Origin of the sequence: Enterobacter sp. DSM 30060 (assembly GCF_013375955.1) — a bacterium.
In the GTDB taxonomy this organism is placed as follows: domain Bacteria; phylum Pseudomonadota; class Gammaproteobacteria; order Enterobacterales; family Enterobacteriaceae; genus Enterobacter; species Enterobacter intestinihominis.
Window position 1 is genome coordinate 2003142 of the sequence record NZ_CP056118.1, and the last position, 13178, is coordinate 2016319.

Annotated in this window: 7 protein-coding genes; 2 read left to right on the forward strand and 5 right to left on the reverse strand. The window is 53.9% G+C overall.

Features of this window, described 5'->3' with window-relative positions:
* The first annotated feature begins 211 nt into the window (after positions 1-211).
* Positions 212-4240 (forward strand): DNA-directed RNA polymerase subunit beta, encoded by a 4029-nt coding sequence (rpoB, locus tag HWQ15_RS09580; RefSeq protein WP_023299068.1) that lies wholly within the window; start codon positions 212-214, stop codon positions 4238-4240.
* A gap of 76 nt (positions 4241-4316) precedes the next feature.
* Positions 4317-8540, forward strand: coding sequence for a DNA-directed RNA polymerase subunit beta' (gene rpoC / locus HWQ15_RS09585; RefSeq protein WP_022646702.1), 4224 nt, complete (start codon positions 4317-4319; stop codon positions 8538-8540).
* A 56-nt stretch (positions 8541-8596) separates the two neighbouring features.
* On the opposite strand, the gene HWQ15_RS09590 is transcribed toward rpoC, so the two are convergent.
* The 5 genes from HWQ15_RS09590 to thiG form a co-directional block, all read right to left on the reverse strand.
* Positions 8597-8914 (reverse strand): PTS lactose/cellobiose transporter subunit IIA, encoded by a 318-nt coding sequence (locus tag HWQ15_RS09590; protein WP_003862327.1) that lies wholly within the window; start codon positions 8912-8914, stop codon positions 8597-8599.
* On the reverse strand, positions 8914-9222 hold the full coding sequence (locus HWQ15_RS09595) for a PTS sugar transporter subunit IIB (protein WP_010425948.1): 309 nt from the start codon (positions 9220-9222) through the stop codon (positions 8914-8916). Before HWQ15_RS09595 ends, HWQ15_RS09590 begins: the two co-directional genes overlap by 1 nt.
* A 180-nt stretch (positions 9223-9402) precedes the next feature.
* Positions 9403-10944 carry a sensor domain-containing diguanylate cyclase gene (locus tag HWQ15_RS09600; RefSeq protein WP_063216112.1) on the reverse strand — a complete coding sequence of 514 codons (1542 nt, stop codon included), beginning with the start codon at positions 10942-10944 and terminating at the stop codon, positions 9403-9405.
* 333 nt (positions 10945-11277) lie between these two features.
* Positions 11278-12411, reverse strand: a complete 1134-nt coding sequence (gene thiH / locus HWQ15_RS09605) for a 2-iminoacetate synthase ThiH (RefSeq protein ID WP_063149671.1) — start codon at positions 12409-12411, stop codon at positions 11278-11280.
* Positions 12411-13178, reverse strand: a complete 768-nt coding sequence (gene thiG, locus HWQ15_RS09610) for a thiazole synthase (RefSeq protein ID WP_063149672.1) — start codon at positions 13176-13178, stop codon at positions 12411-12413. The genes thiH and thiG overlap by 1 nt, the downstream gene beginning before the upstream one ends.

Here is a 13178-nt window from a genome sequence, read left to right on the forward strand (position 1 = left end):
TGCTGGTTGTCCTGACAATGCTTGTTTCTATCGACGACTTAATATACTGCGACAGGGTGCTCGCTCTGTGTAAATCGCAATGAAATGGTTTAAGCGTGATAGCAACAGGTATTGCGGAAAGTATTCAATTTTCCGGTCCACAAAATGGTGTTGCACAAACTGTCCCTTCGTCGGACAGATGGGTCGACTTGTCAGCGAGCTGAGGAACCCTATGGTTTACTCCTATACCGAGAAAAAACGTATTCGTAAGGATTTTGGTAAACGTCCACAAGTTCTGGACATTCCATATCTCCTTTCTATCCAGCTTGACTCGTTCCAGAAGTTTATCGAGCAAGATCCTGAAGGGCAGTACGGCCTGGAAGCAGCCTTCCGTTCCGTGTTCCCGATTCAGAGCTACAGCGGTAATTCCGAGCTGCAGTACGTCAGCTACCGCCTTGGCGAACCGGTGTTTGACGTTCAGGAATGTCAGATCCGTGGCGTGACCTATTCCGCACCGCTGCGCGTAAAACTGCGTCTGGTGATCTACGAGCGCGAAGCGCCGGAAGGCACCGTAAAAGACATTAAAGAACAAGAAGTCTACATGGGTGAAATTCCACTCATGACGGACAACGGTACTTTCGTTATCAACGGTACTGAGCGTGTTATCGTTTCCCAGCTGCACCGTAGCCCGGGCGTCTTCTTCGACAGCGATAAAGGTAAAACGCACTCTTCCGGTAAAGTACTGTATAACGCACGCATCATTCCTTACCGTGGTTCATGGCTGGACTTCGAATTCGATCCAAAAGACAACCTGTTTGTCCGTATCGACCGTCGTCGTAAGCTGCCTGCAACCATCATTCTGCGTGCACTGAACTATACCACTGAGCAGATCCTGGACCTGTTCTTTGAGAAAGTGATCTTTGAAATCCGCGACAACAAGTTGCAGATGGAGTTGGTGCCGGAACGTCTGCGTGGTGAGACCGCGTCGTTCGACATCGAAGCCGACGGCAAAGTGTATGTGGAAAAAGGTCGCCGTATCACCGCGCGCCACATCCGCCAGCTGGAAAAAGATGATATCAAACACATCGAAGTTCCGGTTGAATACATTGCAGGAAAAGTAGCCGCGAAAGATTACGTTGATGAATCAACTGGCGAGCTGATCTGCCCGGCGAACATGGAGCTGAGCCTGGATCTGCTGGCTAAGCTGAGCCAGTCTGGCCACAAACGTATCGAAACGCTGTTCACCAACGATCTGGACCACGGTCCGTACATCTCTGAGACTGTACGCGTCGACCCAACCAACGATCGTCTGAGCGCGCTGGTTGAAATCTACCGCATGATGCGTCCTGGTGAGCCACCAACTCGCGAAGCGGCTGAAAGCCTGTTCGAGAACCTGTTCTTCTCCGAAGACCGCTACGATCTGTCCGCGGTAGGTCGTATGAAGTTCAACCGTTCTCTGCTGCGCGACGAAATCGAAGGTTCCGGTATCCTGAGCAAAGACGACATCATTGAAGTGATGAAGAAGCTCATCGATATCCGTAACGGTAAAGGCGAAGTCGATGATATCGACCACCTTGGCAACCGTCGTATCCGTTCCGTAGGCGAAATGGCGGAAAACCAGTTCCGCGTTGGCCTGGTTCGTGTAGAGCGTGCGGTGAAAGAGCGTCTGTCTCTGGGCGATCTGGATACCCTGATGCCTCAGGATATGATCAACGCCAAGCCGATTTCTGCGGCAGTGAAAGAGTTCTTCGGTTCCAGCCAGCTGTCTCAGTTCATGGACCAGAACAACCCGCTGTCTGAGATCACGCACAAACGTCGTATCTCTGCACTCGGCCCAGGCGGTCTGACCCGTGAACGTGCAGGCTTTGAAGTTCGAGACGTACACCCGACTCACTACGGTCGCGTATGTCCAATCGAAACGCCTGAAGGTCCAAACATCGGTCTGATCAACTCCCTGTCCGTGTACGCACAGACAAACGAATACGGTTTCCTTGAGACCCCGTATCGTAAAGTGACCGACGGTGTGGTTACCGACGAAATTCATTACCTGTCTGCTATCGAAGAAGGCAACTACGTTATCGCTCAGGCGAACTCCAACCTGGATGACGAAGGCCACTTTGTAGAAGATCTGGTTACCTGCCGTAGCAAAGGCGAATCCAGCCTGTTCAGCCGCGACCAGGTTGACTACATGGACGTATCCACCCAACAGGTGGTATCCGTCGGTGCGTCCCTGATCCCGTTCCTGGAACACGATGACGCCAACCGTGCATTGATGGGTGCGAACATGCAACGTCAGGCCGTTCCAACTCTGCGTGCTGATAAGCCGCTGGTTGGTACCGGTATGGAACGTGCTGTTGCCGTTGACTCCGGTGTTACAGCAGTTGCTAAGCGTGGCGGTACCGTTCAGTACGTTGACGCATCCCGTATCGTTATCAAAGTTAACGAAGACGAGATGTATCCGGGCGAAGCGGGCATCGACATCTACAACCTGACCAAATACACCCGTTCTAACCAGAACACCTGTATCAACCAGATGCCTTGCGTATCTCTGGGTGAGCCAGTTGAGCGCGGCGACGTGCTGGCAGACGGTCCGTCCACCGACCTCGGTGAACTGGCGCTCGGTCAGAACATGCGCGTAGCGTTCATGCCGTGGAACGGTTACAACTTCGAAGACTCCATCCTCGTCTCCGAGCGTGTGGTTCAGGAAGATCGTTTCACCACCATCCACATTCAGGAACTGGCCTGTGTGTCCCGGGACACCAAGCTGGGGCCAGAAGAGATCACTGCCGACATCCCTAACGTGGGTGAAGCTGCGCTCTCCAAACTGGATGAATCCGGTATTGTTTACATCGGTGCGGAAGTGACCGGCGGCGACATTCTGGTTGGTAAGGTTACACCGAAAGGCGAAACCCAGCTGACGCCAGAAGAGAAACTGCTGCGTGCTATCTTCGGTGAGAAAGCGTCTGACGTTAAAGACTCTTCTCTGCGCGTACCAAACGGTGTTTCCGGTACGGTTATCGACGTTCAGGTCTTCACTCGTGACGGCGTTGAGAAAGATAAGCGTGCGCTGGAAATCGAAGAGATGCAGCTCAAACAGGCTAAGAAAGACCTGTCTGAAGAACTGCAAATCCTCGAAGCGGGTCTGTTCAGCCGTATCTATGCGGTGCTGGTTGCCGGTGGCGTTGAAGCTGAGAAGCTCGACAAACTGCCACGCGATCGCTGGCTGGAGCTGGGCCTGACCGACGAAGAGAAACAGAATCAGCTGGAACAGCTGGCTGAGCAGTATGACGAACTGAAACACGAGTTCGAGAAAAAACTCGAAGCGAAACGCCGCAAAATCACTCAGGGCGACGATCTGGCACCAGGCGTGCTGAAGATTGTTAAGGTGTATCTGGCTGTTAAACGTCAGATCCAGCCTGGTGACAAGATGGCAGGTCGTCACGGTAACAAGGGTGTTATCTCTAAGATCAACCCGATCGAAGATATGCCGCACGATGCTAACGGTACGCCGGTAGATATCGTACTGAACCCACTGGGTGTACCGTCTCGTATGAACATCGGTCAGATCCTGGAAACCCACCTGGGTATGGCTGCGAAAGGTATCGGCGACAAGATTAACGCCATGCTGAAGCAGCAGGAAGAAGTCGCGAAACTGCGCGAGTTCATCCAGCGTGCCTACGATCTGGGTACCGACGTGCGTCAGAAAGTCGACCTGAACACCTTCAGCGATGATGAAGTTCTGCGTCTGGCGGAAAACCTGCGTAAGGGTATGCCAATTGCAACGCCGGTATTCGACGGTGCAAAAGAAGCTGAAATTAAAGAGCTGCTGCAACTGGGTGGTCTGCCAACGTCTGGTCAGATTACGCTGTTTGACGGCCGTACCGGTGAACAGTTCGAGCGTCCGGTAACCGTAGGTTACATGTACATGCTGAAACTGAACCACCTGGTCGACGACAAGATGCACGCTCGTTCTACCGGTTCTTACAGCCTGGTTACTCAGCAGCCGCTGGGTGGTAAGGCTCAGTTCGGTGGTCAGCGCTTCGGGGAGATGGAAGTGTGGGCGCTGGAAGCATACGGCGCAGCATACACCCTGCAGGAAATGCTCACCGTTAAGTCTGATGACGTGAATGGTCGTACTAAGATGTATAAGAACATCGTAGACGGCAACCATCAGATGGAACCGGGCATGCCAGAATCCTTCAACGTACTGTTGAAAGAGATTCGTTCGCTGGGTATCAACATCGAACTGGAAGACGAGTAATTCTCGCTCAAACAGGTCACTGGTGTCGGGTTAACCCCCGACACCAGATTGTGCTAACTCCGACGGGAGCAAATCCGTGAAAGATTTATTAAAGTTTCTGAAAGCGCAGACTAAAACCGAAGAGTTTGATGCGATCAAAATTGCTCTGGCTTCGCCAGACATGATCCGTTCATGGTCTTTTGGTGAAGTTAAAAAGCCGGAAACCATCAACTACCGTACGTTCAAACCTGAGCGTGACGGCCTTTTCTGTGCGCGTATTTTCGGGCCAGTAAAAGACTACGAGTGCCTGTGCGGTAAGTACAAGCGCCTGAAACACCGTGGTGTGATCTGTGAGAAGTGCGGCGTTGAAGTGACCCAGACCAAAGTACGCCGTGAGCGTATGGGCCACATTGAGCTGGCGTCTCCAACTGCTCACATCTGGTTCCTGAAATCTCTGCCGTCCCGTATCGGCCTGCTGCTGGATATGCCGCTGCGCGATATCGAACGTGTTCTGTACTTCGAATCTTATGTTGTGATCGAAGGCGGGATGACGAATCTGGAACGTAACCAGATTCTGACCGAAGAACAGTATCTGGACGCGCTGGAAGAGTTCGGTGACGAATTCGACGCGAAGATGGGTGCGGAAGCTATCCAGGCCCTGCTGAAGAGCATGGATCTGGAGCAAGAGTGTGAAACTCTGCGCGAAGAGCTGAACGAAACCAACTCCGAAACCAAGCGTAAAAAGCTGACCAAGCGTATCAAACTGCTGGAAGCGTTCGTACAGTCTGGTAACAAACCAGAGTGGATGATCCTGACCGTTCTGCCGGTTCTGCCGCCAGATCTGCGTCCGCTGGTTCCGCTGGATGGTGGTCGTTTCGCAACGTCGGATCTGAACGATCTGTACCGTCGCGTGATCAACCGTAACAACCGTCTGAAACGTCTGCTGGATCTGGCTGCGCCGGACATCATCGTACGCAACGAAAAACGTATGCTGCAGGAAGCGGTAGATGCCCTGCTGGATAACGGTCGTCGCGGTCGTGCGATCACCGGTTCTAACAAACGTCCTCTGAAATCTTTGGCCGACATGATCAAAGGTAAGCAGGGTCGTTTCCGTCAGAACCTGCTCGGTAAGCGTGTTGACTACTCCGGTCGTTCTGTAATCACCGTAGGTCCATACCTGCGTCTGCATCAGTGCGGTCTGCCGAAGAAAATGGCTCTGGAGCTGTTCAAACCGTTCATCTACGGCAAGCTGGAACTGCGTGGCCTGGCCACCACCATCAAAGCCGCTAAGAAAATGGTTGAGCGTGAAGAAGCTGTCGTTTGGGATATCCTGGACGAAGTGATCCGCGAACACCCGGTACTGCTGAACCGTGCACCAACTCTGCACCGTTTGGGTATCCAGGCATTTGAGCCAGTCCTGATCGAAGGTAAAGCGATCCAGCTGCACCCGCTGGTTTGTGCGGCCTATAACGCCGACTTCGATGGTGACCAGATGGCTGTTCACGTACCGCTGACGCTGGAAGCCCAGCTCGAAGCGCGTGCGCTGATGATGTCTACCAACAACATCCTGTCTCCAGCGAACGGTGAACCTATCATCGTTCCTTCTCAGGACGTTGTATTGGGTCTGTACTATATGACCCGTGACTGTGTTAACGCCAAAGGCGAAGGCATGGTGCTGACTGGCCCGAAAGAAGCTGAGCGTATTTATCGCGCTGGCCTGGCCTCTCTGCATGCGCGCGTTAAAGTGCGTATCACCGAATACGAAAAAGATGAAAACGGCGAATTCGTGGCGAAAACCAGCCTGAAAGACACGACCGTTGGCCGTGCGATTCTGTGGATGATCGTACCGAAAGGTCTGCCTTTCTCCATCGTCAACCAGGCGCTGGGCAAGAAAGCGATCTCCAAAATGCTGAACACCTGTTACCGCATTCTGGGCCTGAAGCCGACCGTTATCTTCGCTGACCAGACAATGTACACCGGCTTTGCTTATGCAGCGCGTTCAGGTGCATCTGTTGGTATCGATGACATGGTCATCCCAGAGAAGAAACACGAGATCATCTCTGAAGCGGAAGCTGAAGTTGCTGAGATCCAGGAGCAGTTCCAGTCTGGTCTGGTAACCGCAGGCGAACGTTACAACAAAGTTATCGATATCTGGGCTGCGGCGAACGATCGTGTATCCAAAGCGATGATGGATAACCTGCAAACCGAAACCGTGATTAACCGTGACGGCGTAGAAGAGCAGCAGGTCTCCTTCAACAGCATCTACATGATGGCCGACTCCGGTGCGCGTGGTTCTGCGGCACAGATTCGTCAGCTGGCAGGTATGCGTGGTCTGATGGCGAAGCCAGATGGCTCCATCATCGAAACGCCAATCACCGCGAACTTCCGTGAAGGTCTGAACGTACTCCAGTACTTCATCTCCACGCACGGTGCGCGTAAAGGTCTGGCGGATACCGCATTGAAAACGGCGAACTCCGGTTATCTGACGCGTCGTCTGGTTGACGTTGCGCAGGATCTGGTCGTCACCGAAGACGATTGTGGCACCCTCGAAGGTATCACCATGACCCCGGTTATCGAGGGTGGTGATGTTAAAGAGCCGCTGCGCGATCGCGTACTGGGTCGTGTGACCGCGGAAGACATCCTGAAGCCGGGCACCGCAGACATTCTGGTTCCACGCAACACTCTGCTGCACGAACAGTGGTGTGACCTGCTGGAAGCGAACTCTGTTGACTCTGTGAAAGTGCGTTCCGTTGTATCCTGTGACACCGACTTTGGTGTGTGTGCGCACTGCTACGGTCGTGACCTGGCGCGTGGCCACATCATCAACAAAGGTGAGGCTATCGGCGTTATCGCGGCACAGTCCATCGGTGAGCCGGGTACACAGCTGACGATGCGTACGTTCCACATCGGTGGTGCGGCATCTCGTGCGGCTGCTGAATCCAGCATCCAGGTGAAAAACAAAGGTAGCATCAAGCTCAGCAACGCGAAGTCTGTTGTTAACTCCGCAGGCAAGCTGGTTGTGACTTCTCGTAACACCGAGCTGAAGCTGATCGACGAATTCGGTCGTACCAAAGAGAGCTATAAAGTGCCTTACGGTGCGGTTATGGCGAAAGGTGATGGCGAGCAGGTTGCCGGCGGCGAAACCGTAGCAAACTGGGATCCACACACCATGCCGGTTATCACCGAAGTAAGTGGTTTCATCCGCTTCACTGACATGATCGACGGCCAGACCATTACTCGTCAGACCGACGAGCTGACCGGTCTGTCTTCTCTGGTGGTTCTGGATTCTGCTGAACGTACTACCGGTGGTAAAGATCTGCGTCCTGCACTGAAAATCGTTGATGCTCAGGGTAACGACGTTCTGATCCCTGGCACCGATATGCCTGCGCAGTACTTCCTGCCGGGTAAAGCGATTGTACAGCTGGAAGATGGCGTACAGATCAGCTCTGGTGACACCCTGGCGCGTATTCCTCAGGAATCCGGCGGTACCAAGGACATCACCGGTGGTCTGCCACGCGTTGCGGACCTGTTCGAAGCACGTCGTCCGAAAGAGCCTGCTATCCTGGCTGAAATCAGCGGTATCATCTCCTTCGGTAAAGAGACCAAAGGTAAGCGCCGTCTGGTTATCACGCCAGTAGATGGCAGCGAGCCGTACGAAGAGATGATTCCTAAGTGGCGTCAGCTCAACGTGTTCGAAGGTGAACGCGTGGAACGTGGTGACGTGGTCTCCGATGGTCCAGAAGCGCCGCACGACATCCTGCGTCTGCGTGGTGTGCATGCTGTTACTCGTTACATTGTTAACGAAGTACAGGACGTATACCGTCTGCAGGGCGTTAAGATTAACGATAAGCACATCGAAGTTATCGTTCGTCAGATGCTGCGTAAAGCAACCATCGAAAACGCGGGCAGCTCCGACTTCCTGGAAGGCGAGCAGGTTGAATACTCACGCGTTAAGATCGCTAACCGCGATCTGGAAGCGAACGGCAAAATCGGTGCGACCTTTGCACGCGATCTGCTGGGTATCACCAAAGCGTCTCTGGCAACCGAGTCCTTCATCTCTGCTGCATCGTTCCAGGAAACCACTCGTGTCCTGACCGAAGCGGCTGTTGCAGGTAAACGTGATGAACTGCGCGGTCTGAAAGAGAACGTTATCGTGGGTCGTCTGATCCCGGCCGGTACCGGTTATGCGTACCACCAGGATCGTATGCGTCGTCGCGCAGCGGGCGAACTGCCAGCTGCACCGCAGGTGACTGCCGAAGATGCATCCGCGAGCCTTGCAGAACTGCTGAACGCAGGTCTGGGCGGTTCCGACAACGAGTAATCGTTGATGCCGTAAATAAAAAACCCGCCTCGGCGGGTTTTTTTATATCTGCATTTTCAGTTTACCAGCGGGATGCGTCGATAAAGCTCAATCATGTCGCCCGCCAGATCCTGAATAACCATCGCGTTCATCAGATGGTCCTGAGAGTGAACGGTGATCAGGTTAACCGGAAGTTTCCCGGTCCCTTCGTCAAGACCGATGAGCTGCGTCTGGATCGTATGCGCATGTTTCACATATTCACGCGACTCTTCCATCGCTTTCTCGGCTTCGTCAAAGTCACCTTTTCGCGCCATCTGCAACGCTGTCAGGGCCGCACTGCGCGCCGCACCTGCATTGACCAGTAGCTCCATGATTGTGGTTTCTAAGTCTTCCATTATGACTCCAGCAGCTTGAGCGCTTTTTCCAGTACGGCATCACCTTTCATCATGCCGTAATCCATCATGTCGATAACCGCGACCTTTTTTCCGAGCGGATCGGCCTGCGCCTGGAGTTTTGCCTGTTCGTATTTAACCTGTGGCCCCAGTAATACGATATCAGCCGTCGCGATGTTATCTTTAAACTCCGCGACCGGAACGGCTTTAATGGTTACTTCGACTCCTTTTTTCTGCGCGGCATCTTTCATACGTTGAACCAGCATGCTGGTTGACATTCCCGCTGCACAGCATAAAACGATGTTCTTCATAGTCAGCCTCGATCTACATGTGTTTATTGATAATTATCCCGCGCAGACCGCTTCAACAACCGCTTTACCGCGATTGTGTGTCAGGCATCACAAAGAAATCGGCATTTTTCTGAAACCGGTTACAATTTTATACATGAAAGCATTCTGCCCGTCTTAACGGGCGGAATTTCAGGAAGGGTATTATCGGCTAGCCGTGTTTACGATGCGGTTTTTACCCTGTTGTTTAGCGGTATACAGCGCTTCATCTACGTTGCCGATAAATTGTTCCAGCGGTTCGAAGTGCCACTCTCCCACCCCCGCGCTGAAGGTTACTCGCAGGTTCTCTTCCCGCCAGGTCCGTTTTTCCACGGCGGTGCGCCAGGCTTCCAGTAGCGCGTGCGCGGAGTTCATCAGCTCGGCCGGGAAAATCACCCCGAACTCTTCCCCACCGTAGCGGTAAACGGAAACGTGGTGCGGCTGCATGATCTGAATACCTTCGCGCGCCACGCTGCGCAGAACAATATCCCCGCTCAGGTGGCCCCAGGTGTCGTTAATAGATTTGAAGTTATCGATATCGACCAGCGCAAGAACGAAGGGTTGATGAGCGGTCAGCAGCTCATCCACATCGTTGTCGAAAGCACGGCGGTTCTTGCAGCCTGTCAGCGCATCATGGGTGGCCTGACGGACATAGGCCATCTCACGTTCCTTATTGGTTCGAATGGTATGGCTGAGCATCGCCTCAAGACGTGGCGCCTGATTGACGTCTCCGGTTTTGATGGCGTTGATAATGTTCATCAGCACAGAACGCGAGGCATGGCGCAGGTAGAGCCCGAACAGAATGATGATGATTGCCGCCAGCGCAAATCCCCAGCCGACGACGGTGGTTTCATGCCGGGTGATGACGGAAAGCGTGGCATCGGAGACCCGATAAATCACAAACCAGTCCGGATTGGTGAAAGAGTAGTAGTAATACCAGGTTTTACTTTTGGGGTCGAAAAGATGCCCTTCGCCGCTGGTCATTTTGTCCATCAGCGCTTCGCTTACGTACTGCTTAAAGAGCGCCCCCGTGTCCGGATGCAGCACAACGGCGCCGTCACGTTCCACGACAAAAAACTCACCCTGAACCGGTGCCACCATCTGGCGCAGGGTATACCCCATGGAGGTTAAATCAAGATGGAAAGCGAGCGTGCCCTTCAGACGGCCTTCCGGTGAAATGACCGGTTTATAGAGGGTGACCGTAGGATGTTGGGTGAAATAGTCCAGATAGGGGCGGGTGTAGTGAGGAAAGTTGCTGGCTTCCGCTTGCCCGATAAACCATGGGCGTGTTCGTGCGTCGAACGACCTACTCTTCTCCGTTAGCATTACTTCCGGCGCGCGCAGATGGTGCCCTTCGGTGTCCGCAAGAGAGATAGACGACACCGTCGGCATCAGATTCTGCAAATGCATTAACATCTGCAAACCCTGTGCTGGATCGATATTTATCGTCTGATTCACTCTGTCTTCACGGGCGTAGTACATCGCAGCGCGACCAAGAATATAGTCATTTTCTCGCAGGATGGATTCGGTATAGTTCACCGCCAGATTATGGGTGAAGTTACCATTAATTTTATGATAATCCTCAATAAAATCCTTCCATTGTGAAAGGATGACCAGGATCGCGATTATCGCGAAACTGAACAGAATCCCCGCGAAGCTGACCATAATTGGTCGGGTGAAAGAGAGCTTTTTACTGTGGAGTGCCATGAGTTGTGCATCAATCCAGATGGTAGACGCGTTGCGTCTGTCGATATCCTCAGCATAGTCACTGTCAGATTGCTGGTAGTAAATTATACAGAAAGCGATTTCCGACGGGTTGATTTATCTTAAGAGTAGATAAGAAACGACGTATTTATTTTATCAATTGAAATTTTGTTTAAGGGGCGGAGGGCAGGGCGAAACGAGGAAGAAGCATTTTCACCCTGGTCAGCGTCCGTTGCTGACGTGGTTAATCCTAATAAAACCGGGCAGATCTCCTCAATCGCCCGGCGTTGATCTTACGAGCCGTCTCGTAACCTTTCCGCGTTGTTGCAGGCGGTTTCAGCGCAAATGCGAAGCTCTTCCCAGCCAGCTGTCCCAGTCTTTCCACACGGGCTGTAGCCCCTGTGCAGTCAGGGCTTCCGCCACCGCGTCGGGCCGTCGTCCGTCGTGCGGTGCAAACTGTTCCAGTTCCGGGCGATCGTCCGCGTAACCGCCCGGCTGCGTTTTGGAAAAGGCGCTGACGTTGTTGATCGCCAGAGGGATCGCGCGGTCGCGAAACGCGGGGGATTCACGCGTGGAGAGCGACAATTCCACTTCCGGCGCGAACAGGCGAAATGCGCACAGGGTTTGCACCAGCTGGCGCTCATCCATCAGCGAGGCGGGTTCAATGCCTCCCGTACACGGACGCAGCCGTGGGAATGAGATGGAATAGCGGCTTTGCCAGTAGTACTGCTGTAGCCACAGCAGATGCTCCGCCACCATATAGCAGTCAACCCGCCAGCTGTCGGACAGACCGATAAGCGCGCCCAGCCCAATTTTATCGATACCGGCGCGCCCCAGCCTGTCCGGCGTTTCCAGCCGGAAGATGAAATCCTGCTTCTTCCCTTTCAGGTGATGTCGGGCATAGGTCGCCTCATGGTAGGTTTCCTGATAAACCATTACGCCGTCCAGCCCAAGGGTTTTCAGTTCCGCATATTCCTCTTGCGACAGAGGCTGCACTTCCATTTGCAATGAGGCAAATTCGCGGCGGATGGCCGGAAGATGCTGGCGAAAATAGTCCATCCCCACTTTGCCCTGATGTTCACCCGTCACCAGTAAGAGATGTTCAAAACCCATCTCACGAATAGCCGCACACTCGCGGGCGATCTCATGCTCATCCAGCGTTTTACGCTTAATGCGGTTGCTCATTGAGAAGCCACAGTAGGTGCAGTCGTTGGCGCACAGGTTAGAGAGATAAAGCGGCACGTAAAAGCTCACCGTGTTGCCAAAGCGCTGGCGGGTGAGGCGTTGCGCGCGCTGCGCCATCGGTTCAAGGTATGCGCTTGCTGCCGGAGAAAGCAGGGCCATCAAATCCTCGCGGGTCACATGCCGGGCTGTTAATGCCCGCTCTACGTCCGCAGAGGTTTTACTGTTGATGCGTAAGGCAATATCGTCCCAGTTAAGCTGACGCCAGCGATCGATAAAGGTAGCCATCAGAGTGCCTCCAGAAAACCGGTCAGCGGGCTGGTGGCCTGCGCCTGAAAGCTGCGCGAGCCGGGGCCGGACTGTCGTGCCAGCAGACCGGACTCCACGGCAAGGCGGAACGCACGCGCCATCATCACCGGGTCGTCGGCCACCGCAATCGCGGTATTGACCAGCACCGCATCGGCCCCCATCTCCAGCGCCTGCGCGGCATGACTGGGTACGCCGATGCCCGCATCCACCACCACGGGCACGGTCGCCTGCTCGATGATGATCTCCAGCATCGCGCGGGTCTCCAGTCCCTGGTTGGAGCCAATGGGCGCCCCTAACGGCATCACGGCCGCGCAGCCGACCTCTTCCAGACGCTTACACAGCACGGGATCGGCACCACAGTAGGGCAGAACGGTGAATCCCTGCTGCACCAGCGTCTCTGCCGCTTTCAGGGTTTCGATCGGATCGGGCAACAGCCAGCGGGCGTCCGGATGAATTTCCAGCTTCAGCCAGCAGGTGCCGAGCGCTTCCCGGGCCAGATGCGCAGCGAAAATTGCTTCCTCGGCCGTTTTCGCACCGGAGGTATTGGGTAAGAGCGTCACGCCTGCCTCCAGTAAAGGCCCAAGAATGGCATCGTTGTGCTGACGCAGATCCACGCGCTTCATCGCCAGCGTCACCAGCTGGCTGCCGCTTTCACGAATAGCATCCACCATTAGCTGCGGGGAGGCGAATTTTCCGGTTCCGGTAAACAGATGTGAATCAAAGACTTTGTCGGCAATACGTAACAT

Bases quoted from the DNA above. Each gene is read 5' to 3' on its own strand.
- rpoB (WP_023299068.1), top strand. From the start codon at position 212: ATGGTTTACTCCTATACCGAGAAAAAACGTATTCGTAAGGATTTTGGT.
- HWQ15_RS09590 (WP_003862327.1), bottom strand. From the start codon at position 8,914: ATGGAAGACTTAGAAACCACAATCATGGAGCTACTGGTCAATGCAGGT.
- HWQ15_RS09595 (WP_010425948.1), bottom strand. From the start codon at position 9,222: ATGAAGAACATCGTTTTATGCTGTGCAGCGGGAATGTCAACCAGCATG.
- HWQ15_RS09600 (WP_063216112.1), bottom strand. From the start codon at position 10,944: ATGGCACTCCACAGTAAAAAGCTCTCTTTCACCCGACCAATTATGGTC.
- thiH (WP_063149671.1), bottom strand. From the start codon at position 12,411: ATGGCTACCTTTATCGATCGCTGGCGTCAGCTTAACTGGGACGATATT.
- thiG (WP_063149672.1), bottom strand. From the start codon at position 13,178: ATGTTACGTATTGCCGACAAAGTCTTTGATTCACATCTGTTTACCGGA.